This is a genomic window from Delftia sp. UME58 (assembly GCF_014170385.1).
GTDB classification, from domain to species: Bacteria; Pseudomonadota; Gammaproteobacteria; order Burkholderiales; family Burkholderiaceae_C; genus Comamonas; species Comamonas acidovorans.
The window spans coordinates 124,375-150,204 of record NZ_LZZV01000088.1 but is presented as its reverse complement, the minus strand read 5'-3'; the positions used below and the strand labels follow the sequence as shown (position 1 = coordinate 150,204).

At 69.6% G+C, this 25,830-nt stretch carries 23 protein-coding genes; 11 read left to right on the top strand and 12 right to left on the bottom strand.

Features of this window, described 5'->3' with window-relative positions; genetic code table 11:
* Position 1: 1 nt before the first annotated feature.
* Positions 2-1,972 carry an ATP-binding protein gene (locus tag A9976_RS22070; RefSeq protein ID WP_183020781.1) on the top strand — a complete coding sequence of 657 codons (1,971 nt, stop codon included), beginning with the start codon at positions 2-4 and terminating at the stop codon, positions 1,970-1,972.
* Here the strand turns inward: A9976_RS22070 and A9976_RS22065 are convergent.
* Complete coding sequence (locus A9976_RS22065) at positions 1,941-3,500, bottom strand: serine hydrolase (protein ID WP_183020780.1); 1,560 nt, start codon at positions 3,498-3,500, stop codon at positions 1,941-1,943. The two genes, A9976_RS22070 and A9976_RS22065, sit on opposite strands and share 32 nt — an antisense overlap.
* Positions 3,501-3,643: 143 nt before the next feature.
* A complete protein-coding gene (gene mnmA / locus A9976_RS22060; RefSeq protein ID WP_183020779.1) occupies positions 3,644-4,762 on the bottom strand; it encodes a tRNA 2-thiouridine(34) synthase MnmA in 1,119 nt (372 codons plus the stop codon).
* Between the two features lie 102 nt (positions 4,763-4,864).
* On the opposite strand from mnmA, the gene A9976_RS22055 reads away from it, so the two are divergent.
* On the top strand, positions 4,865-5,791 hold the full coding sequence (locus A9976_RS22055; RefSeq protein ID WP_183020778.1) for a LysR substrate-binding domain-containing protein: 927 nt from the start codon (positions 4,865-4,867) through the stop codon (positions 5,789-5,791).
* Positions 5,792-5,808: 17 nt separating this feature from the next.
* Here A9976_RS22055 and A9976_RS22050 read toward each other — a convergent pair whose 3' ends face one another.
* Genes A9976_RS22050 through A9976_RS22025 form a run of 6 tightly spaced genes read right to left on the bottom strand, consistent with a single transcriptional unit; the run spans position 5,809 to position 12,229 of the window.
* The gene (locus A9976_RS22050) at positions 5,809-6,579 is read right to left on the bottom strand and encodes an enoyl-CoA hydratase (RefSeq protein ID WP_183020777.1); all 771 of its coding nucleotides are present in this window, start codon (positions 6,577-6,579) and stop codon (positions 5,809-5,811) included.
* An 11-nt stretch (positions 6,580-6,590) separates the two neighbouring features.
* Positions 6,591-7,595 carry a tripartite tricarboxylate transporter substrate binding protein gene (locus A9976_RS22045; protein WP_183020776.1) on the bottom strand — a complete coding sequence of 335 codons (1,005 nt, stop codon included), beginning with the start codon at positions 7,593-7,595 and terminating at the stop codon, positions 6,591-6,593.
* A 36-nt stretch (positions 7,596-7,631) separates the two neighbouring features.
* Entirely contained in the window at positions 7,632-8,798 is a 1,167-nt protein-coding gene (locus tag A9976_RS22040) for a CaiB/BaiF CoA-transferase family protein (RefSeq protein WP_183020775.1), read from the bottom strand.
* Positions 8,799-8,846: 48 nt separating this feature from the next.
* Positions 8,847-9,632, bottom strand: coding sequence for a citryl-CoA lyase (locus A9976_RS22035; protein ID WP_061289038.1), 786 nt, complete (start codon positions 9,630-9,632; stop codon positions 8,847-8,849).
* Between the two features lie 31 nt (positions 9,633-9,663).
* Complete coding sequence (locus A9976_RS22030) at positions 9,664-11,163, bottom strand: class I adenylate-forming enzyme family protein (RefSeq protein ID WP_183020774.1); 1,500 nt, start codon at positions 11,161-11,163, stop codon at positions 9,664-9,666.
* A gap of 55 nt (positions 11,164-11,218) precedes the next feature.
* Positions 11,219-12,229 (bottom strand): tripartite tricarboxylate transporter substrate binding protein, encoded by a 1,011-nt coding sequence (locus A9976_RS22025; protein ID WP_183020773.1) that lies wholly within the window; start codon positions 12,227-12,229, stop codon positions 11,219-11,221.
* Between the two features lie 133 nt (positions 12,230-12,362).
* On the opposite strand from A9976_RS22025, the gene A9976_RS22020 reads away from it, so the two are divergent.
* The 5 genes from A9976_RS22020 to A9976_RS22000 all read left to right on the top strand — a co-directional run bounded on the left by A9976_RS22020 (position 12,363) and on the right by A9976_RS22000 (position 17,975).
* A complete protein-coding gene (locus tag A9976_RS22020; protein WP_183020772.1) occupies positions 12,363-13,169 on the top strand; it encodes an IclR family transcriptional regulator in 807 nt (268 codons plus the stop codon).
* Between the two features lie 100 nt (positions 13,170-13,269).
* The gene (locus A9976_RS22015; protein ID WP_012202727.1) at positions 13,270-14,232 is read left to right on the top strand and encodes a LysR substrate-binding domain-containing protein; all 963 of its coding nucleotides are present in this window, start codon (positions 13,270-13,272) and stop codon (positions 14,230-14,232) included.
* Between the two features lie 87 nt (positions 14,233-14,319).
* Complete coding sequence (gene tcuA / locus A9976_RS22010; protein ID WP_183020771.1) at positions 14,320-15,744, top strand: FAD-dependent tricarballylate dehydrogenase TcuA; 1,425 nt, start codon at positions 14,320-14,322, stop codon at positions 15,742-15,744.
* A gap of 5 nt (positions 15,745-15,749) precedes the next feature.
* Positions 15,750-16,952 (top strand): tricarballylate utilization 4Fe-4S protein TcuB, encoded by a 1,203-nt coding sequence (gene tcuB, locus A9976_RS22005; RefSeq protein WP_047328023.1) that lies wholly within the window; start codon positions 15,750-15,752, stop codon positions 16,950-16,952.
* Between the two features lie 42 nt (positions 16,953-16,994).
* A complete protein-coding gene (locus A9976_RS22000; protein WP_183020770.1) occupies positions 16,995-17,975 on the top strand; it encodes a tripartite tricarboxylate transporter substrate binding protein in 981 nt (326 codons plus the stop codon).
* A 15-nt stretch (positions 17,976-17,990) separates the two neighbouring features.
* Here A9976_RS22000 and A9976_RS21995 read toward each other — a convergent pair whose 3' ends face one another.
* The 3 genes from A9976_RS21995 to A9976_RS21985 form a co-directional block, all read right to left on the bottom strand.
* The gene (locus tag A9976_RS21995; RefSeq protein WP_183020769.1) at positions 17,991-18,494 is read right to left on the bottom strand and encodes a carboxymuconolactone decarboxylase family protein; all 504 of its coding nucleotides are present in this window, start codon (positions 18,492-18,494) and stop codon (positions 17,991-17,993) included.
* Between the two features lie 138 nt (positions 18,495-18,632).
* Entirely contained in the window at positions 18,633-19,619 is a 987-nt protein-coding gene (locus tag A9976_RS21990; RefSeq protein ID WP_183020768.1) for a tripartite tricarboxylate transporter substrate binding protein BugE, read from the bottom strand.
* A gap of 51 nt (positions 19,620-19,670) precedes the next feature.
* Entirely contained in the window at positions 19,671-20,906 is a 1,236-nt protein-coding gene (locus tag A9976_RS21985; RefSeq protein ID WP_061289028.1) for an alpha-hydroxy acid oxidase, read from the bottom strand.
* A 111-nt stretch (positions 20,907-21,017) separates the two neighbouring features.
* Here A9976_RS21985 and A9976_RS21980 point away from each other — a divergent pair, with 111 nt between their 5' ends.
* From A9976_RS21980 to A9976_RS21970, 3 genes are read left to right on the top strand one after another with little or no spacing between them, the layout of a single operon-like run.
* The gene (locus A9976_RS21980; protein ID WP_183020767.1) at positions 21,018-22,055 is read left to right on the top strand and encodes a LysR family transcriptional regulator; all 1,038 of its coding nucleotides are present in this window, start codon (positions 21,018-21,020) and stop codon (positions 22,053-22,055) included.
* The gene (locus tag A9976_RS21975; RefSeq protein WP_183020766.1) at positions 22,036-22,764 is read left to right on the top strand and encodes a HipA family kinase; all 729 of its coding nucleotides are present in this window, start codon (positions 22,036-22,038) and stop codon (positions 22,762-22,764) included. The genes A9976_RS21980 and A9976_RS21975 overlap by 20 nt, the downstream gene beginning before the upstream one ends.
* Positions 22,761-23,594 carry a DUF3037 domain-containing protein gene (locus A9976_RS21970; RefSeq protein WP_183020765.1) on the top strand — a complete coding sequence of 278 codons (834 nt, stop codon included), beginning with the start codon at positions 22,761-22,763 and terminating at the stop codon, positions 23,592-23,594. The genes A9976_RS21975 and A9976_RS21970 overlap by 4 nt, the downstream gene beginning before the upstream one ends.
* 49 nt (positions 23,595-23,643) lie before the next feature.
* Here the strand turns inward: A9976_RS21970 and A9976_RS21965 are convergent, their stop codons facing one another.
* The gene (locus A9976_RS21965) at positions 23,644-24,663 is read right to left on the bottom strand and encodes a LacI family DNA-binding transcriptional regulator (protein ID WP_310889408.1); all 1,020 of its coding nucleotides are present in this window, start codon (positions 24,661-24,663) and stop codon (positions 23,644-23,646) included.
* 177 nt (positions 24,664-24,840) lie between these two features.
* On the opposite strand from A9976_RS21965, the gene A9976_RS21960 reads away from it, so the two are divergent.
* The gene (locus tag A9976_RS21960) at positions 24,841-25,830 is read left to right on the top strand and encodes a substrate-binding domain-containing protein (RefSeq protein ID WP_183020763.1); all 990 of its coding nucleotides are present in this window, start codon (positions 24,841-24,843) and stop codon (positions 25,828-25,830) included.

The window sequence follows — 25,830 nt, the reverse complement described above, 5'->3', positions numbered from 1 at the left end:
CATGGGCTGGGGGCGCCGGTGGTGCGGCCTGGCGCGGCACTTCGCCCTGGGCCTGGCGGTCCTCCTGTGCAGTACCTGCGCATTCGCCCAGGCCTGCCTGCCGCAGATCCTGTCCATCCAGTCCGCCAAGGCCGCAGGCCAGGGACCGCCGCCCATCGCCAGCGCGGTACGCGACTGGCACAACGTGACCCTGCCCGACCACTGGCTGGACCGCTGGCCCGGCTACAGCGGCGCCGTCTGGTACCGCATCGACTGGCAGCGCGGCTGCGCTCACCCCCCTGCCGCTTCTGCTACCGCTCCCGCCGTCGCCGATCCCGTGGCGCTGGCCCTTCACTCCATGGTCATGGCCGGCGAGGTCTTCGTGAACGGCGACCTGCTGTGGCGCGACCGGAACCTGGTCGAGCCCCTGTCGCGCAGCTGGAACCTGCCGCGCTTTTGGCTGCTGCCCGAATCCGCCCTGCATGCGGGCACCAACAGCGTGTGGATCCGCGTGCACGGCCTGGCCGAGCAGACGCCGGGCCTGGGCGAGGTGCGCCTGGGCGAGCCCGAGGCGCTGCGCCAGTGGCACGAGCAGACCTGGTGGAACCATCGCACGCTGTTTGCCATGAACATCGTGGTCTCGCTGGTGCTGGGCGTGCTGTTCGCCTTTGCCTGGCTGCAGCGGCGCGCCAGCAAGGCCTTTGGCTGGTATGCGCTCAACGCCTTCTGCTGGGCGCTGTTCCTGGCCAATATCCTGGCCACCGAGGCCTGGCCCTTTCCCGACACCCTGGCCGTGGCACGCGGCAACCTGCTGGTCTTTCTGCTGTTCGGCCAGAGCTTTTGCCTGTTCACCTGGCGCTTCGGCAGGCTGCACCTGCCCCGGCTGGAAAAGCTGCTGTGGGCGCTGACGCTGGCCGGCATGGCCGCCGCCATCTTCGCGCCCTGGTGGCTGGTGGACGGCGTGCTGCACATCGGCCTGGTGTACTTCGGCATCTGCGTGGCCGTGTCGCTGCACTTTCCGCTGCACGCCTGGCGCACGCGCGAGCCGGGCCACCTGGTCTACGCGGCCTGCCTGCTGGTCTTCCTGTGCGCGGGCCTGCACGACATGCTGGCGCTCAAGAAGGTGATCGGCCCCGCCACGCCCTGGATGCCCTATACCGCGCCGCTGACCATGCTGGCCCTGTCCATGGTGCTGGGCCGGCAGTTCATGCTCGGCATGCGCCGCATCGAGCAGTTCAACCAGGAGCTGACCGACAGCGTGGCGCGTGCCTGCGACGAGCTCGGCGGCACGCTGGCGCGCGAGCATGCGCTGGCGCTCAGCCACTCGCGGCTGCAGGAGCGGATGCAGCTGGCGCACGACCTGCACGACAGCCTGGGCGGCTCCCTGGTGCGCTCCATCGCCATGGTGGAGCAGGCGGGCGGCCCCATGCACAACCGCCAGTTCCTGTCCATGCTCAAGCTGCTGCGCGACGACCTGCGCCAGATGATCGACAGCGGCACCAGCGTCTCCGTCACCGTGCCGGACACGCCCCAGGCCTGGATTGCGCCGCTGCGCCACCGCTTTGCCAGCCTGTTCGACGAGCTGGACATGCAGTCCGACTGGCAGGTGCCTGCCGCCTGGCCGCAGCCGCCCGGTGCGCTGCAGTGCCTGGCGCTGACGCGCGTGCTGGAGGAAGCGCTGGCCAATGTGATCAAGCACAGCCGCGCGCAGTGCGTACAGGTGCAGATGCAGTGGCCCGACCCGCATTGGCTGATGCTGCGCATCACCGACGACGGCGCAGGCTTTGACGTGGCTGCCGTGCAGCAGGCCGGCATGGGCGTGGGCCTGCGCAGCATGCAGGCGCGCCTGCAGCGCCTGGGCGGCCACCTGGACATGGATTCGGAGCCTGGCGCCACCATGCTGGCTGCCTGGCTGCCCGTGCCCGGCGATCCCCTGCACGACGGCACGAGGCAGGACAACCTCAGCGGGAAAAGCGCCCCATCCCCGCGCTGACGCCGGCCGGTGTCAGCACATCGTCGAAATACTCCAGCGTGAGCTGGCTGCCATCGAACGTGGCCTTGGACAGGCTGCCCGGCGAATCGCCCTCGGGCACGAAGCTGAAGACCTCGCCATCCCAGTGGCTGAGCAGCATGCGCTGCGAGCCCAGGCTGACCTGCAGCCCCGCGCCACCGGACTGCAGGCCGACCTGGGCCGGTCCGTAGAAGCGGTTGGCGTAGCTGCCCACATAGGCGCCCAGCGGCCGGGGCGGACGGGGGAAAGGGGGCCGGGTCTTGCCCGCCAGCTCGCCATGGGGCTGCATGATGGGTGCCAGCCGCTTGGTCCAGATGCTCTCCCAGTCCTGGCGCTGGCGGCCCCATTCGACCTGGTCCAGAAACTGCGAGACCACGATCTCGGGCACGCCGATGGGCATGCCGTTGGTCAGCACCACGATGCCCAGCTTGAGCTCGGGCATGACGGTGAAGCTGGTCGCGCTGCCCGTGCCGAAGGCGCCCGAGTGGCTGTAGGTGGTGCGCCCCGCCTCGGACACGCCCACGTTGAAGCCGAAGCCGTAGTAGCGGGCGGGCTCGCCATTGCCGGCCGGCGACTGCAGCATCTGCGGCGACAGCGCCGTGCGCAGCGCCTGCGCATCGACCACCTGGCGGCCCTCGAAGCGACCCTCGTCCAGCAGCATGGTCATCCAGCGCGCCATGTCGCGCACCGTGGAGCTGACGCCGCCCGCAGCCGACTGCGCATCGGGCCGGCGCACCGGCCCCGCCTGCCACACGCCGTTGACGCGCAGGTGGCCGGCCGCGCGGTTGGCGCGCGCCTCGAAATCGGCAAACAGCGAGCTGGTCTGCGTCATGCCCAGCGGGCCGTAGACGGCCTGCTGCGACAGCGCCGCCCAGGACTGGCCTGCGATGGCGGCCACCGCCTCGGCGCCCGTGGTCAGGCCGAAGTTGCTGTAGGCGTACTGGGTGCCCAGGGGCCGCAGCGGCAGGTAGCGCAGGCGCTCCAGAATCTGGCGCTGGCTGTAGCCCAGCTCCTCCAGCGCATCGCCGGCCTGGCCGGGCAGGCCCGAGCGGTGGGCATACATGTCGCCCACGGTGACGCGCTGGGCGGCATCGGCGTCCTCCAGCGTCCACCAGGGCAGGCCCTGCTGCACGCGCGTGTCCCAGGACACGCGGCGCTGGCCCACCTGCTGCGCCACCACGGTGGCGCCCACGGACTTGGAGACCGAGGCCAGCTGGAACACCGTGTCCGCATCCACGGCCAGCGACGAGCCCAGCCTGCGCACGCCCATGCCCTGGGCATGGACCAGGCGCCCCTCATGCACCACCGCCACGGCCACGCCGGGCACGCCCGTGCGCCGCATCTGCGCGCGCACCTGGCCATCGAGTTGATCGAGCGCACGCCTGACGCGGTCCGTCACGGGCGGATCGATGGGATCGCCCCAGGACACCTCGCCGTTGCATCCCGCCGTGGCCACGGCGCCCAGGGCCGCTCCCAGAAAATGCCGGCGCGCAAGAATCGATGAAGCCATGGGGTCTCCTGTGGTGCTGTCGTGAAGAACGAAAAGGAACAAGAAAAAAGGGGCGGTTGTGCCGCCCCCCGTGACGATAGCAAATGGCGCCGGGCCGCATCCTGCACGGCGTCAATCCGCATCAATGCCGCATCAGTGCCGCATCAGTGCGGATCCACCGCCGCGATGATGCCGCCGCCCAGGCACACGTCGCCGTCGTAGAGCACGGCCGACTGGCCGGGCGTGACGGCCCATTGCGGCTCGGGGAAATCCAGCCGGAAGCCCTCGGGCGTGGCGCCCGAGACCAGGGCCGGCGAGTCGGGCTGGCGGTAGCGAGTCTTGGAGCCGTAGGCCTTGCCCTCGGCGGGCGCGTGGCCGGCCACCCAGCTGACCTGGTCGGCCAGCAGCGACTGCGACAGCAGCCAGGGATGGTCATGGCCCTGCACCACGCGCAGCGTGTTGGTGTCCAGCTCCTTGCGTGCCACGAACCAGGGCTCATGGTCGCCGCCGCCGCGCGGCGCGCCCTTTTCCTTGATGCCGCCGATGCCCAGGCCCGAGCGCTGGCCCAGCGTGTAGAACGACAGGCCCACATGCTTGCCCAGCTTGCGGTTGCGGTCGTCGAGGATGTTGCCGGGCTCCTTGCTGATGTAGCGGTTCAGGAAGTCGCGGAACGGCCGCTCTCCGATGAAGCAGATGCCCGTGGAGTCCTTCTTCTTCGCGTTGGGCAGGCCGATCTCCTCGGCAATGCGGCGCACCTCGGTCTTCTTCAGCTCGCCCACGGGGAACATGGACCTGGACAGCTGGGCCTGGTTGAGGCGGTGCAGGAAGTAGCTCTGGTCCTTGGCCGGGTCCAGCCCCTTGAGCAGCTCGAACAGCTGCGTGTCGGGGTTACGGCGCACGCGGGCGTAGTGGCCCGTGGCGATCTTCTCGGCGCCCAGGCGCATGGCGTGGTCCAGGAAGGCCTTGAACTTGATCTCGGCATTGCACAGCACGTCGGGGTTGGGCGTGCGGCCGGCCTGGTACTCGCGCAGGAACTCGGCGAAGACACGGTCCTTGTACTCGGAGGCGAAGTTCACATGCTCGATCTCGATGCCGACCACGTCGGCCACGGCGGCGGCATCGACGAAATCGACATTGGACGAGCAGTATTCGCTGTCGTCGTCATCTTCCCAGTTCTTCATGAAGATGCCGACCACTTCATGGCCCTGTTGCTTGAGGAGATGGGCCGTGACAGCGGAGTCCACACCGCCCGACAGGCCCACCACGACGCGGTGTTTAGTCATGGCAGCGATTATCCCAGCGCCCTTCAAAGGCTGCGCGCCACGGGCTTTGCAGCCCTGCGCCAGCAGGAATAATGGCCCTCTTGCCCCCTGGGAAACGCCCGCATGCGCTACGACCTGACCGATCTCAAGCTGTTCATGGCCATCGCCCAGGCCGGCAATCTCTCGCGTGCCAGCCAGGCACGGCATCTCACACCTTCGGCCGCCAGCCAGCGCCTGCGCAACCTGGAGCAGGCCCTGGGCTGCCAGCTGTTCACGCGCGAGCACAAGGGCATGCGGCTGACCGAGGAAGGCCACGCCATGCTCGAGCATGCGCGCGGCGTGTTCGCCGCCATCGACGGCATGGAGGCCGAGGCCGCCCTGCTGGGCAGCAGCCTGCAGGGCAAGGCAACGCTGGCGGCCAACAGCTCCTCGCTGCACGGCTTCATAGGCCCGCACATCGGCGAATTCCTGACCGCCTTTCCCGAGGTGAACCTCACCCTGGTCGAGCAGACCAGCGAGACGATTGCCGCCAGCGTGGCCGAGGGCGAGGCCGACCTGGGCGTCTACGCGGGCGAGCCCATGGCGGGCGCCGTGGCCTGCGAGACCTTTGCGCTGGACCGCCTGGTGGTGATTGCCCCGCCCGGCCATCCGCTGGTACCCCAGCCGGGCGAGAGGCAAGAGGACGGCGAAGGCCCTTCCTGCCGCTTCTTCGACACCCTGTCCCATGCCTTCGTGGGCATGGCGCTGACCAGCAGCAACTACGCCTTTCTGCGCGAGCTGGCCAAGCGCCATGGCCGGCCGCTGCGCTGCCGCATCCACGTGGACGACTTCACCTCCATCGTGCGGCTGGTCTCGCAGGGCGTGGGCCTGGCCATCATTCCGCACAGCATCTACCGCAGGCTCGGCACCGCGCATGCGGTGGCCTGCCTGTCGCTGCAGGAAACCTGGGCGCGGCGCCCGCTGCAGCTGGTGCGCTCCAGCGAACGGCCGCTGACGCCCACCGCGCAGCGGCTGCGCAGCTTTCTGAAAGGGCTGGCCGACAAGGCCTAGCCCGGCCCGGCCTGGGTTCAGGGCTGGGCCTTGGCCTGCTTGCGCTCCAGGAAGGCATTCATGTGGTGCTGCGGCTCGCCCGTGTTGAAGGCCGCGCCGAACTCGGCCACGCTGTCGGTGATGGCCGAGTCCACGCCCATGCCCTCCCAGCGGCGCAGCAGGCGCTTTTGCTGGCGCAGCGCCTCGATGCCGATCTCGCCCAGCCCCTCGGCAATCTGCGCGATGCGGGCATCGAGCTGGTCGCCGGGCACGCATTCGTTGAGCAGGCCCCAGCGCTCGGCCTGCAGGGCGCCGATGTTCTCGCCCGTGAGCAGCAGCCAGCTGGCGCGCGTGCCGCCGATCTGCGCGGGCATCATGGCCGCGTGGATCACCGAGGGAATGCCGACCTTGACCTCAGGCATGCCCACCACGGCATCATCGGCCGCGATGCGCAGGTCGGCCGCCATGGCCAGCTCCAGCCCGCCGCCCAGCGTATGGCCCTGCAACCGGGCGATTACCGGCACGGGGAAATGCCGCACCGCGTTGCACAGGTCGCGCAGCCCGCTGATGAAGGCGCGTGCCGAGGCGGCATCGAGCGACGCCATCTCGCGGATGTCGGCCCCCGCCACGAAGGCGCGCGTGCCCGATCCGCGCAGCACCAGGCAGTGCAGATCGGGGCGCTCGGCCAGCTCGGCCAGCTGCGCGGTCAGCGCGCGGATCACGGGCGTGCCCAGGATGTTCAGCGGCCCGCCGCCCGTGATGGTGAGCACGGCGGTCTGCGGGGTGGGAAAGGTCACTTGTGCATGCACGGCAGATCTCCTCAAAGTTTCTCGAATCCGATGTCGCGGATCAGCTGGGACCAGGCGCGGTTGGAGCGCTCCACCGTCTGCCTGAACTGCGCCGGCTCCTGGAAGTCCACGACGGCGCCCTGCTGCTCTATGGTCTTGATCAGCTCGGGCTTTTGCAAGGTCTTGCGCATGGCTTCGCTGAGCCTGGCAAGAATGGCGGGATCGAGCCTGGCAGGCGCGCCCAGGCCGTACCAGGACATGTCGTTCATGGGCTTGAGACCGGCCTCGGCATAGGTGGGCACGCCGGGCAGGGCCGGCAGGCGCACGGGGCTGGACACGGCCAGGGCACGCAGCTGGCCGCCCGCGATCAGCGCGCCCGAGGACGGCATGTTGTCGAACACCACATCGAGCTGCCCCGCCATCAGGTCGTTGAGCGCCGGCCCCAGGCCCTTGTAGGGCACATGGGTGAGGGTGGTGCCCGTGGTGCTGCCGAACAGCGCACCGCTCAGGTGGCTGAGCCCGCCATTGCCCGAGGAGCCGTAGTTGAGCCGGCCCGGCGCGGCGCGCGCCGCGTCGCTCACATCCCTGGCGCTCTTGTAGGCCGAGCCTGCGCTGACCACCATCACGCCCGGCACATTGGCGATGTTGGTGATGGGGGTGAAGTCCTTCACCGGCTCATACGCGGGCTTGGCGTAGACGTTGGGGTTCACGGCATGCGAGCTCTCCACCATCATCACCAGGGTGTAGCCGTCGGCCGGCTGCTTGGCCGCATAGGCCGAGCCCGTGCTGCCGCCCGCGCCGGGGCGGTTTTCCACCACCACGGGCTGGCCCAGCGTCTCGCCCAGGTAGCGGGCCGCCACGCGCGCGATCACATCGGTGGCGCCGCCCACCGCATAGGGCACGACCAGGCGTACGGGCCGGTCGGGATAGCTTCCTGCCCCTGCCGCCCCCGCTGCCCCTGCTGCATATGCCAGCGGCATCCCCGCCAGCGCGGCGGCTGCCACGGCGGCCTTCAGTGCGTTCATGCGTTTCGTCATCCTTGTCTCCTTCTTGGCTTGTCGATGTCTATGGATTCAGAGGTCCTGCGGCGCCGCACCGAGCACGGGCGGCGGCGGCACCTGGGCGCCGTTGCCGGCCGGCACCATGGGGTTGCGCACCAGCTTCAGCGTGCCCAGCTGCGGGTGCTCCACCGTCTGCAACATCTGGCGGTGCCGTACCTGCGGATGGGCGAAGACCTGTTCCATGGTGTTGATGCAGCCCCAGGGCACCTGGGCGGTGTCCAGCGCATCGGTCAGGGCCTGCAGCGGCCAGCGGCCCAGCACCGCGCGCAGCAGCGGGCGCAGCTGCGCCATGCCGGTCAGGCGCGCGGCATTGGTGGCAAAGCGCGCGTCCAGGTGCCAGTCCGTGCCCAGCACGGCGCACAGGGCGGCGAACTGCCCGTCATTGCCGATGGCCAGGATGAAATGCCCGTCTTCGCAGGCAAACACTTCGTAGGGCGCGCAATTGGGATGGGCGTTGCCCGTGCGGCGCGGGTTCTCGCCGCTGACCAGGTAGTTGGCCGCCTGGTTGGCATTCATGGCCACGGCCACGTCCAGCAGCGCCAGGTCGATGTGCTGGCCGCGCCCCGTGCGCTGGCGCTGCACCACGGCCGCCAGCACGGCGCTGGTGGCATACATGCCCGTCATCAGGTCCACCACGGCCACGCCCGTGCGCAGCGGGCCCGCGCCCTCCTCGCCATCGGCCACGCCCGTGTAGCCCATGAGGCCGCCCAGCCCCTGGAACACATAGTCGTAGCCGGGCTTGTGCGCCAACGGGCCGCTCTGGCCGAAGCCCGTGATCGACAGGTAGATCAGCCCGGGGTTGATGGCGGCCAGCGCCGCATGGTCCAGGCCGTGGCGCGCCAGCGCGCCGGCCTTGTAGTTTTCCACCAGCACGTCGGCATCGCGGATCTGACGCAGCAGCCAGGCATGCGAGGCCGGCTCGGTGAAGTCCAGCGCCACCGACTGCTTGCCGCGGTTGCAGGACAGGAAGTAGGCCGACACGGCCTCGCTACCGGGCGCCTGCACGAAGGGCGGCCCCCAGGCGCGCGTGTCGTCGCCCGTGCCGGGACGCTCGATCTTGAGCACCGATGCGCCCAGGTCGGCAAGGTTCTGGGTGCACCAGGGTCCCGCCAGGATGCGGGACAGGTCCACCACGCGCAGGCCGTCGAGGGCGCCGGACAATCCATGGTTGTGTTGCATGGACTCCATGCTCGCGGCATGGCGCGCGGTGGTCCATCGGTCATTGCTTCACGCAGCGTTCGCGGAAACTGCATGCCCCGCGTAAGGGATGGCTTCCTCCACCGTTTCCCAGATGAACCGGCCCGACGGGCTTTGCTGCTCCTCCACCACATGCGCCACCAGCCCGGCGGCCCGCGAGATCACCGCAAAGCCGCGCATCACGGCCGTGGGCACGCCGATCTCGCCCAGCAGGGCGGCCACGGCCCCCGTGGCATTGATGGTGATGGGCCGGCCCGCTGCGGCGTCCACGGCGGCGGACAGGATTTCGAGCGCGCGGATTCTGCTGCCCGCCAGTTCGGGTTCGGCGCGGCCCATGTCCAGCAGCTTGTAGGCGCGCGGGTCCACGGGCTTGTGCAGGTGGTGGCCAAAGCCGGGCACGGGGCTTTTCAACGCCTTGTGGTGCCGGGCGATGGCGCGGGCCTCGGCCTCGGGGTCGGCGGCGGCGGCGATGCGGTCGAGCAGCGCGGCGCAGTTCTCCATGGTGCCCACGAAGGAGCTGCCCACGGCCAGCAGGCCGGCCGAGACGGCGCCCTGCAGGTTCTCGGGCGCGCTCATGTAGATGAGGCGCGTGGCGATGGCGCTGGGCGTGAGGCCATGCTCCATGAGCACGATGAGCACCACATCGGCGATGCGCAGGTCCACGGGGCGCGGCGTGCGGCCCAGGATCTGCATCAGCATCACCTCGGTGAAGGTCTTCTTGCCCATCAGGTCCTCGACCAGGTCGGCATCGCGGTAATGCAGGCTGGTGAGGGTGTGGGTGCACAGGCGGGTGACGGGGGGTTGGGGGGTTGCCATGGCCAGGGTCTCCTTGTGATGGTGTGCGGGATCAGCGGGGTGCCAGCGCAAGCTCGCGCACGGCCGTCTTGAGCAGCTTGCCCACGGGCGAGCGCGGCAGGCTGGCGTGAAAGTGGATGCGCTTGGGTGTCTGCACGGGGCCCAGGCGCTGGCGCACGAAGGCGATCAGCTCGGCCTCGTCCGGCCGCTGGTCGGGGCGCAGTTCGGCGCGCAATTGCACGGCGGCCTGCACGGCCTCGCCCCAATGGTCGTCGGGGATGCCGAAGACCACGCACTCGTGCACGGCCGGATGCTGGCCCAGGGCGTTTTCCACATCCACGGGATAGACGTTGAAGCCGCCCGTGATGACCAGGTCCTTCAGGCGGTCCTTGAGGTGCAGGTAGCCCTGCGCATCGATCAGGCCCCGGTCCCCCGTGTGCAGCCAGCCGTTCACCAGGGTCTCGGCCGTCTTGCCGGGCAGGCGCCAGTAGCCGCTCATCAGCAGGTCGCCGCGCGCCACGACCTCGCCCACCTCGCCCCGGGGCAGCAGGCGGCCGTCGGGCGCCATGATGGCCAGGTCGCTGAACCAGGTGGCCCGGCCCACGGAGGTCCACAGGCCTTCGTCCTCGAAGTCCTCGGGCCGCATGGCCGTGAGGATCTGCGGCGCCTCGGTCTGGCCATAGGTGGTGGCCAGCACGGGGCCGAAGAAGGCGCGCACCTGGCGGATTTTCTCGGGCGGCATGGCAGCGCCGCCGTAGATGAGGCGGCGCAGGCCGGGGAAGTCCGCACGGCTGGCGCCCGGCAGCGCCATCAGCATGTAGATCAGGGTGGGCGGCATGAAGCACACGGTGCCGCCGCGCAGGGCAAAGGCGCTGCGCACGGCCTCGGCACCCGCACCGTCGAGCAGCACATGGCAGCCGCCCTGCGCCAGGATGGGCAGCAGATAGGTGGACGTGCCATGCGTGATGGGCGCGGCCATGACGTAGCGGTCATGCTCATCGAACCCCCAGGCCTGGATCTGGTTGGCAATGCCGGCCATCCAGGCGCGGCAGGGCTGCATCACGCCCTTGGGCAGGCCCGTGGTGCCGCCCGTGAACTTGATGGCCTGGATGGCATCGGCGGGCAGCTCGGGTGTCACAGGCAAGGCGCCGGTCTGCGCCTGCTCCAGCGCCGCCGTGCCCTCGCCCAGCACCAGGTGGATGCCCGGCGCCCCTTGCACCAGTGCAGCGCCACCGGCATCGCACAGCACGATGGAAGGCTCGGTGGCATCGATGATGCGGCGCACCTCGGACTGCGTGCTCTTGGGATTGAGCGGCACCCAGACCTTGCCGCTGGCCATCACCGCCAGCAGGGCGGCGATATGGTCTGCGCTGTTGCCCGCGCAGATGCCCACGCGGCTTTGCACGGCGGGCTCCAGCGCCTGCAGGCCGGCCGCCAGCGCGGCCACCTTGCGGGCCAGCGCGTCATAGCGGATGCAGCCGCCCGGCGCGTCGATGGCGATGCGCTGCGGCCAGCGCTCGGCCGCGCGCCAGAAAAAATCAATGGGTTGCATGGGGTCGTCTCCTTGTGGGGCGGTTGTGTCGAGCTTTTGCCGAACGTGTGCCGAACTACTGGGCGGTGGCGCCCGAGGCCTTGACCACCTCGCGCCAGCGCTTGATCTCCGACGCCGCAAAGCTGCGCATCTGCGCCGGGGTGCCGGGCTCGGGCGTGGCGGCCATCTCGCCCAGGCGCTGGCGCAGCTCGGGTGCGGCCAGGGCGGTATTCAGGGCATGGTTCAGGCGCTCGATCACGGCGGGCGGCGTGCCCGCAGGGGCGGCCAGGCCGAACCAGGACTGCACGTCGAAGCCCGCATAGCCCGACTCCGCCAGCGTGGGCACATCGGGCAGCAGCGCCGAGCGCCGGGCGCTGGTGATGGCGATCGCGCGCAGCTTGCCTGCCTGCACATGGGGCAGGGCCGAGGGCGCGTTGTCGAACATGGAATCCACCTGCCCGCCCAGCAGGTCGGTGATGGCCGGTGCGCTGCCCCGGTAGGGCACGTGCAGCATGCGCAGGCCCGAGAGCTGCCGGAACATCTCGCCCGACAGATGGATCGACGAGCCGCTGCCCGACGAGGCGAAGCTGATGCCCTGCGCACTCTGCCGGGCATGGCGCACATAGTCGGCCACGTTCTGTATGGGCAGGCGCGGGTTGACCACGAGGATGTTGGGAATCTTGGCGATCAGGCCTATGGGCTCGAAGTCCTTGACCGGGTCATAGCCGAGCCGGGGGTAGAGCGAGGCATTGATGGTGTTGGCAATGGTGTAGACATACAGCGTGTAGCCGTCCGCAGGCGCCCGCGCCACGGCCTCGGCGCCCACATTGCTGTTGGCGCCCGTGCGGTTGTCCACCACCACGCTCTGGCCCAGCTGCTCGCCCATCCGGGCGGCCACCAGGCGTGCGATCACGTCGGTGGCGCCACCGGCCGCATAGCCCACCACGAGCCGCACGGGCCGGGCAGGCCAGGCCGCCGGCTGCGCCAACGCGGCGGTCGTGGCGGCCATGCCGGCCAGTGCGCAGGTGAAGGAACAGGCCAGCAGGCGCCGGCGCGCCCACGGATTGAAACGGGCAGGGGTTGTCATGTCTTGTCTCCAGGTGATCGTTCTGATGTCCGCTTATGTCTGCTTGTGTGGGCTTTCGACGGCCTGCGGCACACTGCGCGCTGCACGCAGGCTCTTTTCTGCCCTGCCTGCAATCACCGGGAAATTCTTTTCCATGCCTTCGCGCAGCACCAATCCAAACGTCCGGCCAGCGGACATTCCAGTCTCCGCCGACGATGCCGGCAGCCGCACGCTGCGCCGTGGCCTGCAGGTGCTGGACGCCGTGCTGGCCGCTGGCCGCGAAGGCCTGCGCGTCGCTGACCTGTGCCGCGCCACGGGGCTGGAGCGCGCCACGGTGTACCGCCTGCTGTCCACCCTGGTGGACAGCGGCTATGTGGCGCACAGGGGGCGCTTCGGCTATGCGGCCGGCCACCGGCTGGCGGCCACGGCCGCCAGCGCAGGCCAGCCCAACATGGCCGTGCGGCTGCAGCCCGTGCTGGAGCGCGTGAGCGCGGGCTGCGCGGATGCGGCCTTCGCCATCGTGCGCGAAGGCGCGGCATCGCACTGCATCGCACGCCATGTGGGCACGCATCCGGTGCAGATCCTGGTGATCCAGGTGGGCACGCGCCAGCCGCTGGGCGTGGGAGCGGCGGGCCTGGCCCTGCTGGCCGCCCTGCCCGATGCCGAGGTGCAGGCCGCGATGGCGGCCAACGCGCCCGTGCTGGAGCAGTACGGCGGCATGACGCCCGAGCGCATGGCCCTGCTGGTGAAGGCCACGCGCCAGCGCGGCTGGTCCGTCATCGGCAACCACGCCACGCGCGGCGTGCTGGCCGTGGGCATGGCGGTGCGCAATGCCGAAGGCGAGCCTGTGGCCGCCGTCAGCGTGGCCTCCACGCTGGAGCGCATGCCTGGCGAGCGCCAGAAGCTGATTGCGCGCTCGATAGGCGATGCCCTGGCGGCCCTGCTGCCGCACGGCATCTGAGGCCAAGCCCCCGGTGCAGCGGCCCGCTCGGCCTGCACCGAGAATCTGCGCCGACGATCTGCACCGACAATCGCCGCTGCCATCCACAAGCGCCGCCCCCATGGAACTGAGACAACTCCGCTACTTCGTCCGCATCGTCGAACTGGGCTCCATGAGCCGCGCCGCCCTGGACCTGGACATGGTCCAGTCCGCGCTGAGCCAGCAGGTCAGCCGCTTGGAAAGCGAGCTGTCCACCCGGCTGCTGCAGCGCACGCCGCGCGGCGTGGTGCCCACCGAGGCGGGCGTGGCCTTCTTCCGCGAGGCCCAGCTCACGCTGCGCCATGCCGAGCAGGCCGTGCGCAGCGCGCAGCAGGCGCGGCTGTCGGGATCGGTCAGCGTGGGCCTGGCGCCCACCACCTCGGCCATGCTGGGCCTGCCCATGATGCAGGCCATGCGCGCGCGCTACCCCGATGTGCGCCTGCACATGGTGGAGGGCATGTCCGGCCACCTGACCGACATGCTCAATGCGCGCGCGCTGGACATGGCCGTGCTGTTCGACGCCCGCCTGCACGGCGGTCAGGCCCGCGCAGGCGGGCGGCGGTGGCAGGTGCACCCGCTGATCGAGGAAGAGCTGTTCCTGATCCGCGCGCGCGGCCACCACCCCGAGCCGCTGCCGCCGCAGATGGCGCTGGCCGACCTGGCCGGCGAATCGCTGATCCTGCCCACGGGCCTGCACGGCCTGCGCAGCACGCTGGACACGGCCTTCTCGCAGGCGCGCTTCACGCCGCATCTGGTGCTGGAGGTGGATTCGCTGTCCATGGTCATGGCGGCCGTGGATGCGGGCCTGGGCAGCACGGTGCAGCCCTGGGCCTCCATGGGCCGCTATGCCGATGCCGCGCAGCGCTTCGAGTGGTCGCGTATCACGGACAAAGATGCCCTGCGCACCAACCTGCTATGCAGCCTGTCCGAGGATGAGCTGTCGCCCGCCGCCCTGGCCGCGCGCGTGGTGCTGATCGACTGCGTGCGCCAGCTGCTGCGCGGCGGCGCCTGGGCCGGCACGGCCCTCATCCATCACGAAGACTGATACCCCCATGCCGGCGGGCCCCTGCCCGCCGCGCGGCGTTCTCCCTACATTCGCAATCCCCACGATGGCGAATGCAAGGAGAACTCCATGGACCCCGATGTCCTGGTCATAGGCGGCGGCAATGCCGCCCTGTGCGCGGCCCTGATGGCGCGCGAGGCAGGCTGCAGCGTGCTGCTGCTGGAGGCGGCGCCGCGCGACTGGCGCGGCGGCAATTCCGGCCACACGCGCAACCTGCGCTGCATGCACGACGCGCCACAGGACGTGCTGGTCGAGGCCTACCCCGAAGAGGAGTTCTGGCAGGACCTGCTCAAGGTCACGGGCGGCATCACCAACGAGCACCTGGCGCGCATGGTGATCCGTGCCTCCTCCACCTGCCGCGACTGGATGCGCCGCCACGGCGTGCACTTTCAGCCGCCGTTGTCGGGCGCCCTGCATGTGGCGCGCACCAACGCCTTCTTCATGGGCGGCGGCAAGGCCCTGGTCAATGCCTATTACCGCAGCGCCGAACGGCTGGGCGTGCAGGTGCGCTACGCGTCGCCCGTGGACCGGCTGGAGATCGAGGACGGCGAGTTCAAGGCCGCCTGGGTGGGCGAGCAGCGCATCACCGCAAAGACCTGCGTGCTGGCGGCGGGCGGCTTCGAGTCCAACCGCGAGTGGCTGCGCGAGGCCTGGGGGCAGAACGCGCGCGGCGAGTGGCCGTCCGACAACTTCCTGATCCGCGGCACGGCCTTCAACCGCGGCGTGCTGCTGCGCCACCTGCTCGAAGACCATGGCGCCGACCGCATCGGCGACCCCACCCAGGCCCACATGGTGGCCATCGATGCGCGCGCGCCGCTGTACGACGGCGGCATCTGCACGCGCATCGACTGCGTCTCGCTGGGCGTGGTGGTCAACCGCGAGGCCGAGCGCTTCTACGACGAGGGCGAGGACTTCTGGCCCAAGCGCTATGCCATCTGGGGCCGCCTGGTGGCCCAGCAGCCGGGCCAGACCGCCTGGTCCGTCATCGACGCCAAGGCCATTGGCCGCTTCATGCCGCCGGTCTTCCCGGGCGTGCGCGCCGACTCCCTGCCCGAGCTGGCACGCAAGCTGGGCCTGGACGAAGAACGCTTCATGCAGACCCTGGATGCCTACAACGGCGCCTGCCGCGTCGGCCACTTCGACCACACGGCGCTGGACGACTGCCATACCGAGGGCCTGGTGCCCGCCAAGACCCACTGGGCCCGCCCCATCGACACGGCGCCCTTCTACGGCTACCAGCTGCGCCCCGGCGTGACCTTCACCTACCTGGGCCTGGAGACCGACGACACGGCGGCCGTGCGCTTTTCCGGCCAGCCCAGCACCAGCCTGTTCGTGGCCGGCGAAATGATGGCCGGCAACGTGCTGGGCAAGGGCTATACGGCCGGCGTGGGCATGTCCATCGGCACGGCCTTCGGCCGCATCGCGGGCCGCAACGCAGCCCTGGCCGCCACGGGCCACCCCGCCGTGCGCGGCGCAGTGACAGAGAAGGCTTGACCGAGATGCAGACCCTGAACGCCCTGGCCCAAGAAGCCCAGGACCTGGCCGCCGGCCGGGTCATCCCCATCCTGCCGGTCTCCACCGAAACGGCCGCCGAAGGCGAGGTGGCGCGCGCCCTGCAGATCTGCAACGCCTGCCGCTACTGCGAAGGCTTTTGCGCGGTCTTCCCGGCCATGACGCGGCGCCTGGAGTTCGGCAAGGCCGATGTGCACTACCTGGCCAACCTGTGCCACAACTGCGGCGCCTGCCTGCATGCCTGCCAGTACGCGCCGCCGCATGAATTCGCCATCAACATCCCCAAGGCCATGGCCGAGGTGCGCGGCCAGACCTATGCCGACTACGCCTGGCCGCCCGCCCTGGGGCGCCTGTACCAGAGGAACGGGCTCACGCTGTCGCTGGCCCTGGCCGCAGGCCTGTCGCTGTTCCTGGTGCTGGCCGTGGCCCTGCAGGGCGGCCTGGGCCGGCTGTGGGGCGCGGACCTGGGCGCCAACTTCTACAACCTGTTCCCGCACAACCTGCTGGTGGGCATCTTCGCGCCCGTGTTCCTGTTCGTGGTGCTGGCGCTGGCCATGGGCGTGCGCCGCTTCTGGAAGGACGTCAAGCCCGCCACCGGCGGCGTGGACGTGGGCACGCCGGCGGCGGCCGAGGCCGCGCACGACGTGCTGCGCCTCAAATACCTGGACGGCGGCCACGGCGAGGGCTGCCACAACGAGGACGATGCCTACACCCTGAGCCGCAGGCGTTTTCACCACCTGACCTTCTACGGATTCATGCTGTGCTTTGCGGCCACGGCGCTGGCCACGGTCTACCACTACGTGTTCGGCTGGGCCGCGCCCTACGAATTCCCCAGCCTGCCCAAGCTGCTGGGCGCCGTGGGCGGCACCAGCCTCATGCTGGGCACCGCAGGCCTGTGGCGCCTGAACCGCAGGCGCCACCCGCTGCATGGCGACGCGCGCCAGAAACCCATGGACCTGGGCTTCATCGCCCTGCTGTTCCTGGTCGCCGCCAGCGGCATGGCGCTGTGGCTGGGCCGCGGCACGCCGGCCCTGGCCCTGCTGCTGTGCCTGCACCTGGGCGCGGTGATCGCCCTGTTCGCCACCCTGCCCTACGGCAAGTTCGCGCACGGCGTGTTCCGCACGGCATCCCTGCTGCGCCACAACACCGAAAAGCGCCAGCCCAGCCCCATCGGGCTGGGTGCCGACTAGCCGCATCCGCCCCGATTCCCAGCCAATGACGGAGACAACCCCATGATGAACAAGCGCAACTTCCTGCATGCCAGCGCCCTGGCCGCCTCCCTGCTCGGCCTGGCCGCCGGTGCGCAGGCCCAGGACTTTCCCCCCAAGAAGCCCGTGTCCCTGGTCGTGGGCTTCGCAGCCGGCGGCGCCGCCGATGCAGCCGCGCGCCTGATCGCCAAGAAGCTGGGCGAGAACATCGGCCAGAGCGTGGTGGTGGAGAACAAGGGCGGCGCGGGCGGCAACATCGCCCACCAGCAGGTGGCCAACGCTGCGGCCGACGGCTCGGTGCTGCTGTTCGGCTCGGTGGGGCCGCTGACCATTGCGCCGCACCTGATGAAGCTGCCCTACGATCCCTTCAAGGACCTGGCGCCCATCTCGGGCGGCGTGAACTTTCCCAACGTGCTGGTGGTGCACAAGGGCGCGGGCGTGAAGACCCTGGCCGAGTTCGTGGCCAAGGCCAAGAAGAACCCGGGCACGGTGGACTACGCATCGACGGGCGCGGGCTCCGCCTCCCACCTGGCAGGCGAGCTGTTCAACCAACGCGCCGGCATCGACATGGTGCACGTGCCCTACAAGGGCGGCGCGCCCGCGCTGCAGGACCTGCTGGGCGAGCGCGTGACCAGCTACTTCGCCGCGCCACCCACGGCCCTGCCCCACATCGAGGCCGGCAAGCTGATCCCGCTGGCCACCACGGGCCTCACGCGCCCGGCGTACATGCCCGACATCCCCACGGTGGCCGAAGCCGGCTATCCCGGCTTCGAGGCGCTGAACTGGTATGCCTTCGTGGCACCGGGCAAGACGCCCAAGCCGATGCTGGACCGCTGGAACACCGAGATCGTCAAGGTACTCAATGACCCTGGCGTCAAGGAGGCGCTGAACAAGCACGGCCTCACGCCCCAGCCCACCACGCGCGCCGAGTTCGCGGCCTTCATGAAGAAGGAGTACGAGCAGTGGGGCAGGCTGGTGAAGGAGCGAAAGCTCTCCGCGGAGTGAGCGGCTTGCAGGCGTTCAGAGCTTGATCGGCTTGCGTGCCACGGGCGCTGCAAAGCCCGCGCACAGACGGTTCCAGACATTGATGCTGCCGATGGCATAGGTCAGCTCCACCATCTCGCGCTCGCTGAAATGCGGGCGCAGCGCCTCGAAGTCCTGCTGCTCGGGATGGGCCTGGCTCAGGCGCGTGCAGCGCTCGGCCCAGTTCAGGGCGGCGCGCTCGCGCCCGTCGTAGAAATCCACCTCGGGCCAGGTGACGATGCTGTTGATGCGCTGCAGGTCCTCGCCCCGGGACAGCAGTTCGCGCGTGTGCATGTCCACGCAGAAGGCGCAGCCGTTGATCTGCGAGACGCGCAGGAACACCAGCTCCAGCAGCTGGATGCCCAGGCTGGACTCGTGCAGCAGCGCGTTGATGCCGGCCTGGGCCTTGTACAGCTCGGGGGCGACGGCCTGGAAGTTCAGGCGCGGCGTGGGGGCGGCAAGAGGACGGGCGCCGGTGGAGGCGGAAGACGAAGCGGTCATGGAAAACACTCCTTGAGGGATGTAGCAGCCGGCCGGAATGGCTGGCCCATACCTTCAAGACGCATGGAGCGTGCGCGTTGTGACAGCGTTGGCGAAATTTCTTTCGCAGCCCCTATCCTCCCTTCCGCCGGCTGCCCCTCAATCCGCCACGATGCGCCGCTCCGTGGCGATCTTGCGGTACAGGGCGTTCTCGGCCGCGATCTCGCGCGCGAACTCCTCGGGGCGGTTGCCGATCACGCGCGAGCCCGTGTCCTCGATCTGGCGGCGCACCTCGGGGCTGGCCAGCGCGCGCTGGGCGGCCGCATGCAGGCGCGCCACGATCTCGGGCGGCAGCCCCTTGGGGCCGTAGATGCCATAGAAGGCGCTGCGGTTGACCGGCTCCAGCCCCAGCTCCTTGAAGGTGGGCACCTGGGGCAGCTGGGCCAGGCGCTCGGGCGCGGCCACCGCCAGCGCGGTGAGCCGGCCGGCCTTGATGAAGGGCAGGGCCGAGGGCAGGTTGTCGAAGACGATGGGCACCTGGCCCGCCACCGCATCGTTGAGCGCAGGGCCCGAACCCCGGTAGGGCACATGCGTGAGCGACAGCCCCGAGCGGCTGGACATCAGCTCCATCAGCATGTGGCCTATGGAGCCCGTGCCCGCCGTGCCGTAGGCATGCTTGCCGGGGTTCTTCTTCACCTCCTGCACGAAGGCCGCAAAGCTCTGCGCCTTGAAGCCCGGATGCACGGCCAGCACATTGGGCGTGGCCGCAATGTTGGTGATGGGCGTGAAATCGGTGAGCGGGTTGTAGGGCAGGCGCGGGTTGATGGCCGGATTGGTGGCCGTGGTGGACACGGTGGCCACGCCCAGCGTGTAGCCGTCGGGCTGGGCGCGCGCAGCCTCGTGCGCGCCTATGGCGCCTCCACCGCCGCCCTTGTTGTCCACCACCAGCGGCTGGCCCAGGGCCTCGGCCATGCGCGGCGCGATCGCGCGCGCCACGATGTCGGTGGTGCCGCCGGCCGCAAACGGCACGATCAGGCGCACCGGGCGCGTGGGATAGGCGCCGGCATCGGCCGCCATGGCGCCAGGTGCGGCGCCTGCGGCCAGCAGCAGGGCGCACAGGCTGCGGCGTGAAGTGAAGTGGTTCATGGGATGTCTCCTGGGAATGGCTGTGTTTTGAACGGGCGGTGGAGGTTTCTGTCAGGCCGATGCGCGGCGCACGATGTGCGAGCGGTCCAGCGCGCCGCAGGAGGAGGCGCCCAGCATGGCCAGGTTGCGGTCCACCTCGTCGCGCAGCAGGCCGATGGCGTGCAGCACGCCGGCCTCGCCGCCCACGGCGGCGGCATAGTTGAAGGGCCGGCCCACCAGCACCATGCGCGCGCCCAGCGCCACGGCCTTGAGCACATCGGAGCCGCGCCGGAAACCTCCGTCGATCAGCACGGGATAGTCCGGCCCCACGGCCGCCACCACGTCCTCAAGAATGCGCATGGCCGACACCGCGCCGTCGAGCTGCCGCCCGCCATGGTTGGACAGCACGATGCCGTCGGCCCCCACGCGCCGCGCCTGCAGCGCGTCCTCCACGCTGAGCACGCCCTTGATGACCAGCGGCCCCTTCCAGCGGCGGCGGATGGCCTCGATATGGCGCCAGCTCAGGTGGTCGCGTGCCGAAAAGTCGCGCATCACGCTGGACGACATGATGGGCGCGCCGCGCGTGGCAAAGGAGTTCTCGAAATGCGGCATGCCGTGGCGCAGCAGCGTGCGCAGGAAGGTGCCGGCCACCCAGCCCGGGCGCACCATGCCGTCCCAGGCCAGGCGCAGGCTGGGCTTGAGCGGCGTGGAAAAGCCGGTGCGGATGTTGTTCTCGCGGTTGGCGGAGATCGGGATGTCCACCGTCACCACCAGGGTGCGAAAGCCTGCGCGCTCCACGCGGTCGATCAGCGCGTCGATGCGGGCCTGGTCCCCGGGGATGTACGCCTGGAACCAGGTGGCCGGGCTCTCGCGCGCCACCTCCTCCATGGGGATCAGCGAAGTGCCGCTCATCACCGACACAATGCCCGCGCGCTGGGCCGCGCGGGCCAGCACCAGGTCGCCCCGGTAGGTGGACAGCGCATTGATGCCCATGGGCGCAATGCCGAAGGGGCTGGCATAGCGCTCGCCGAACAGCTCCACGGCCTGGGAGCGCTGCGACACATCGGCCAGCACGCGCGTGGTCAGGCCCCATTCGCCGAACACCTCGCGGTTGTCGCGCAGCGAGGCGTTGTCCTCGGCCGCCCCGGCGATGTAGCCGAAGATGGGCCGGGGCAGCCTGCGGCGCGCGGCCTCCTCGAAATCATGCAGCGACAGCATGCGGCGCAGCACGGCCGGGGCGCGCGGCGCCGGCAGGGCGGATGCCGAAGGCGTGGAGGCAGAGGCGGAGGAGGAAGCGATGGCGGCCATGGTGCGGACCTCGGAATGTTCAGGAACCGGCGCCACTGTAGGCCGCGCATCCATTGAATGAAAGTGGATTATTTAGAATGCACTTGTTCGCTTTTTGCCAACGACAAACCCATGTCCACACCCTCGGTCAAGCAGCTCGAAGCCTTCTGGTGGGCCGCCACCTGCAGCAACTTCGCCACGGCCGCGCAGCGCGTGCACCTGTCCGTGTCCTCGCTGTCCAAGCGCATCACGGAACTGGAGTCCGCGCTGGGCCAGCCGCTGTTCGACCGCAGCGGCCACCGCGCCGTGCTCACCGACGCCGGCCAGCGCCTGCTGCCCGCCGCGCTGGAGGTGCTCAACGCCATGGCCGCGCTGGGCCAGGCCCTGGACACGCGCGAGGCGCTGGCCGGCCATTGCCGCTTCGGCGTGGGCGACCTGTCGGCGCTGACCTGGCTGCCGGCCTTCGTGGCCGCCGCGCGCCAGGCCCATCCGCAACTGGTGCTGGAGCCCCATGTGGACGTGGGCGGCGTGCTGGAGCAGCGGCTGGACGATGGCGAGCTGGACTTTGCCGTCATCGCGGGCCGCTCCTCGCGCAGCAGCCTGCTGTCCCGCCCCGTGGGCGCCGCGCGCTTTGCCTGGGCCGTGGCCCCCGGCCTGGCAGGCGCGGGCCGCCTGGGCGCCGCAGCCCTGCTGCAGCGCCATGCGCTGGTCACCCTGCCCCCGCAGGCCGGCACCACGCGCCTGCTGGACGATTGGCTGCTCGCCCGGGGCGCCAGCGTGCGCGAGCGCATCCTGTGCAACAGCTGGGGCGCCGTGGCCGGCATGCTGCGCGCCGGCCTGGGCGTGGGCTTCCTGCCCACCGGCTGGATCGCCGCCCTGGGCCTGCGCGCCGTCGGGGGCGCCCATCCCAAGGCCGCCCTCGCGCCCCTGCACTACGCCTTCCAATGGCGGCGCGGCGACGCCCGCGCCCTGATCCCGGCCATGCAGCAACTGGCGCTGGCGCAGGTGGATTTCACGGTGATGCCGGGGTTGGTGGGCGCAGGGCCGCACGCCTCGCCGCATCACACTCGCAGCAAAGGCCATCCAGCCGAAATCGGGCAAGATGGCACTTGGAAGCAGACCTCCCGTAACCTGTACGACACAGACGAAGATGCCGCCTGCCATCGCTGAAGTCATTGAAATCCAGGGCCGCTCCGAGCAAGGCGCGCAAAAGCCGTTTCTGTGCCGGGCCGACGATGGCCAGACCTACTACGTCAAAGGACGGCAGACGGATCGGTCCAGCCTGTGCAACGAGTGGATCTGTGCGCATCTGGCCGTGCAGTTGGGCCTGCCGCTGCCGCCCTTCAAGCTGCTGCATGTCAGCCAGGAACTTCTGGACGAGGCACCCAGGCCATGGCGTGAATTGGGCTGCGGCATAGCGTTCGGCTCGCAGCGTCATCCCGGATGCACCTGGTTCGACAAAGCCCAGATCCTGCATGTACCGCAGGACCTGCAGGCCAACATCCTCGCCTTCGACTGGTGGGTACAGAACGTGGACCGCATGGACGGCAACTCCAACCTGCTTTGGGATGCGCATCGCAGCGCATTGGTGGTCATCGACCACAACCTCGCCTTCGACCCGCATCTGGACGCCGCAACCTTTATCGAGAATCACATTTTCAGAGGCTGCTGGCAGAGGACAGATCTTGTGTCGCGCGACCGGCTACAGGATCAACTTTCCGAGGCGATGGATGCCGTTTTCCGCTTTGCCTGCGACAATCTTCCACCGGAATGGCATTGGAACAACCCGGAATGCGACATCCCCGCCAGGGTGGACATCAATGCCATTGCCGCGACGCTTGCGAAGTGCAAATCGCCCGACTTTTGGAGGTTCACATGAAGCCTCTTGCCTGCCGCTATTCGATAGTCCAATTTGTCCCGTATGCCGAGACCGGCGAGTTCGCCAACATCGGCATTGTGCTGACCTGCCCGCAAAGCGGGTACTTCGGTTTTCTGCTGCAAAGCCGCAAGTCCAAGCGCGTCACCGATTTCTTCGATGCGCTTGACAGGGATTTTTACAAGAGCGCAGTCAAGGCCGTGGAGGAAGAGTTGTCGCGGCTCGAGTCCCTCGCCTACAGCCTGGCGCCGCAGGCGAAGACAGATGCTTTGAGGGGGATGATGGCCGCGCTCGAGCAGCCACGTGAAGCCATCGTGCGCTTCAGCCCCGCCAGAGTGGTGCTCACGGAAGACCCGGCCCGGGAGTTGCAGCAGCAGTTCGACCACTATGTCGACCATGCTTTTGCCACGCCCGAGTACGTGGAACGCACGATGAACGAACGCCTGAGGGCTTTGCTGGGCGGCCTCGAATTGGATGCGCCGTTCAGGCCGGCGCGCATAGGCAACGAGTACGTCAGTGCCCGGTTCGACTTCGTGCAGACGGTGGGCGACAAGCCCCGCAAGATCATCAAGGCCCTGCATCTGGGCCAAAGCGATGCCAACGACATTGCTGCGCATGGCGACGTCTGGACCGGCAAGATCGCGCGACTGATCCGGCAGCGTGAATTGCCCGGAGACATCCTCGTCAACGTGAACCTGCCTCCACAGGACAAGCAGGCTCACAGGGAAGTCAGCCAGGACATCATGCGGGAGCTTGAGCACCACAAGGTGATCGTGGTGGCTGGCGAAGGCCAGTCCGCCATGCAGAGCATCAAGGAATTCGCGCAGCACTAGGCGCAGCCCTGCCGACCGCGCGTTTACTGGGCACAGCGCCGTCCAGCGGTCAGCCCTCCCCCCACTCCACCAACTGCGGCCGCACCTGCACCACCTGCCCCGCGCGCAGGCCTTCGCCGTCGATGGCGCGGAAGGCCTCGGCCATCAGGCCTTCGACGTTCTGGCGCACCATGTGCATCGGAAAGCGCAGGCATTCGGCATAGGGATCCCAGTCGTAGCTGCCAAAGCTGCATTGCGCCAGTTCCGCATCGGGCAGTGCGCGCAGGAAGCGGATGGCGCCCTGCAGCGTGATGCCCGATGAGAACAGCAGGGCGCGCGGCAGGCCGCCCAGGCGCTGGTAGAGCGCGGCCATGGCAAGGCGGGCCGCTTCGGGGTCGTAGCCGCAGCAGAGGATGTGCTCGTCAGCCACCGGCGTGTGGGGCGCCAGGGCTTCGCGAAAGCCGGCCAGGCGCTGCTCGGTGGCGTATTCCTTGCGGACGCCACCCAGAAAGCAGATGGCGTCCTGCGGCGCACCTGCCGGGGGCCTGGAGCGCGCCAGCAGCAGGCGCGTGAGTTCGGCCGCACCCCAGCGGTTGTCGCTGGTGACGGAGGGCGCCTTTTTCCCCGGCAGATCCACGTTGACATGGCGCACGCCGGCCTTGCGGCATTCGGCGCTGATGGCGTCGGGCCGGGTGGCGCCCGTGACGATGAGGTGCTCCACGCGAAAGGCGATCAGCGAGCGCACGGTCTCCACCTCCAGCGCGCCGTCGCGCAGCGTGCTGACCACCAGCGGGCACAGGCCGCGCGCGTGGGCCATGCGCTCGAAGGCCTGGGACAGCGCGCCGAAGAAGCGGTCCTCGTGCGTGGGAATCACCATGCCGATCAGCCCCGAGCGCTGGCGGCGCAGGCCGCTGGCCTGGCGGTTCACGGCAAAGCTGTGCTCCTGGGCGAGCTGCTGCACGCGGCGCGCGGTCTCCTCGCTGATGCGCCGCGACTGCCAGCTGCCGTTGAGGATGGCGCTGACCGTCGAGGCCGAGGTGCCGGCCAGTTCGGCCAGGTCGTAGATGGTGGAGGTTCGGGGGCGGTTCACGGTGCTCTTCAGGGGTTGGGACGGGAGCGCTCGGCGGCCATCGTAGCCGCTGCGGCAGCGATTCGGGCGGACCGGCACCGGCACGCAGCAGCGGCCCGGGAAATCCCGCATCGGCAATGGAAGTCCATCTGTCTATAGTTTGCGCAATCGATTGTGCAAAACAGAGGGAGGAGCGCCATGTTCCATGGATTCAGCCGGTTCTCGAGGGCACTGTTGGCCTGCACCCTGGCGGTGCTGGCAGGCGCGGCCGGTGCCGAGGATGTGTCGGTGGTGGCCAAGGTCGGGGGCATTCCGTGGTTCAACGCCATGGAGACCGGCATCCGCAAGGCAGGCCGCGAGCTGGGCATCTCCAGCGGCATGGTCGGCCCCACCGAGGCCGATGCGGCCCAGCAGGTGCGCGCGGTCGAGGACCTGATCGCGCGCCGCAGCAAGGTCATCGCCGTGGTGCCCAACGATGCCAGGGCGCTGGAGCCCGTGTTCCGGCGTGCACGCAGCGCGGGCATCAAGGTGCTCACGCACGAGTCGCCCGACCAGAAGGGCGCCGACTGGAACATCGAGCTGAGCAGCGTCGCGGGCTTTGGCGAGCGCCACATGGACAGCCTGGGCAAGGCCATGGGTGGCGAGGGCAAGTACGTGGTCTTCGTGGGCTCGCTGACCGTGCCGCTGCACAACGCCTGGGCCGATGCGGCCATCGCCCACCAGAAAAAACAGTGGCCGAAGATGCAGCTGGTGTCCGAGCGCTTCGGCGTGGCCGAGAGCCTGGACGACTCCTACCGCAGCGCCCAGGACCTGATGCGCGCGCACCCCGACCTCAAGGGATTCCTGGCCTTCGGCAGCCAGGGCCCCATTGGCGCGGGCCGCGCGGTGGCCGACGCGCGCAAAGCCGACCGCATTGCCGTGGTGGGCTCGTTCTCGCCGGGCCAGGGGGCGAAGCTGGTGCGCGACGGCGTGATCCGCGAGGGCTTCATCTGGAACCCCGCGCTGGCCGGCGAAGTCATCGTGCATGTGGGCAAGATGCTGATCGACGGCCGCGAGCCCACGGACGGCATGGAGATACCGGGCCTGGGCAAGGTGCAGGTGGACCGCGAGCGCCGCAACATCCAGGGCCAGAAGCTGGAGCCGATCAACCGGCAGACCATAGACCGGCTGGTCGGCCTGGGCCTGTGA

Bases quoted from the DNA above. Each gene is read 5' to 3' on its own strand.
- A9976_RS22070 (WP_183020781.1), top strand. From the start codon at position 2: ATGGGCTGGGGGCGCCGGTGGTGCGGCCTGGCGCGGCACTTCGCCCTG.
- A9976_RS22065 (WP_183020780.1), bottom strand. From the start codon at position 3,500: ATGGCTTCATCGATTCTTGCGCGCCGGCATTTTCTGGGAGCGGCCCTG.
- mnmA (WP_183020779.1), bottom strand. From the start codon at position 4,762: ATGACTAAACACCGCGTCGTGGTGGGCCTGTCGGGCGGTGTGGACTCC.
- A9976_RS22055 (WP_183020778.1), top strand. From the start codon at position 4,865: ATGCGCTACGACCTGACCGATCTCAAGCTGTTCATGGCCATCGCCCAG.
- A9976_RS22045 (WP_183020776.1), bottom strand. From the start codon at position 7,595: ATGACGAAACGCATGAACGCACTGAAGGCCGCCGTGGCAGCCGCCGCG.
- A9976_RS22040 (WP_183020775.1), bottom strand. From the start codon at position 8,798: ATGCAACACAACCATGGATTGTCCGGCGCCCTCGACGGCCTGCGCGTG.
- A9976_RS22035 (WP_061289038.1), bottom strand. From the start codon at position 9,632: ATGGCAACCCCCCAACCCCCCGTCACCCGCCTGTGCACCCACACCCTC.
- A9976_RS22030 (WP_183020774.1), bottom strand. From the start codon at position 11,163: ATGCAACCCATTGATTTTTTCTGGCGCGCGGCCGAGCGCTGGCCGCAG.
- A9976_RS22025 (WP_183020773.1), bottom strand. From the start codon at position 12,229: ATGACAACCCCTGCCCGTTTCAATCCGTGGGCGCGCCGGCGCCTGCTG.
- A9976_RS22020 (WP_183020772.1), top strand. From the start codon at position 12,363: ATGCCTTCGCGCAGCACCAATCCAAACGTCCGGCCAGCGGACATTCCA.
- A9976_RS22015 (WP_012202727.1), top strand. From the start codon at position 13,270: ATGGAACTGAGACAACTCCGCTACTTCGTCCGCATCGTCGAACTGGGC.
- tcuA (WP_183020771.1), top strand. From the start codon at position 14,320: ATGGACCCCGATGTCCTGGTCATAGGCGGCGGCAATGCCGCCCTGTGC.
- tcuB (WP_047328023.1), top strand. From the start codon at position 15,750: ATGCAGACCCTGAACGCCCTGGCCCAAGAAGCCCAGGACCTGGCCGCC.
- A9976_RS22000 (WP_183020770.1), top strand. From the start codon at position 16,995: ATGATGAACAAGCGCAACTTCCTGCATGCCAGCGCCCTGGCCGCCTCC.
- A9976_RS21995 (WP_183020769.1), bottom strand. From the start codon at position 18,494: ATGACCGCTTCGTCTTCCGCCTCCACCGGCGCCCGTCCTCTTGCCGCC.
- A9976_RS21990 (WP_183020768.1), bottom strand. From the start codon at position 19,619: ATGAACCACTTCACTTCACGCCGCAGCCTGTGCGCCCTGCTGCTGGCC.
- A9976_RS21985 (WP_061289028.1), bottom strand. From the start codon at position 20,906: ATGGCCGCCATCGCTTCCTCCTCCGCCTCTGCCTCCACGCCTTCGGCA.
- A9976_RS21980 (WP_183020767.1), top strand. From the start codon at position 21,018: ATGTCCACACCCTCGGTCAAGCAGCTCGAAGCCTTCTGGTGGGCCGCC.
- A9976_RS21975 (WP_183020766.1), top strand. From the start codon at position 22,036: ATGCCGCCTGCCATCGCTGAAGTCATTGAAATCCAGGGCCGCTCCGAG.
- A9976_RS21970 (WP_183020765.1), top strand. From the start codon at position 22,761: ATGAAGCCTCTTGCCTGCCGCTATTCGATAGTCCAATTTGTCCCGTAT.
- A9976_RS21960 (WP_183020763.1), top strand. From the start codon at position 24,841: ATGTTCCATGGATTCAGCCGGTTCTCGAGGGCACTGTTGGCCTGCACC.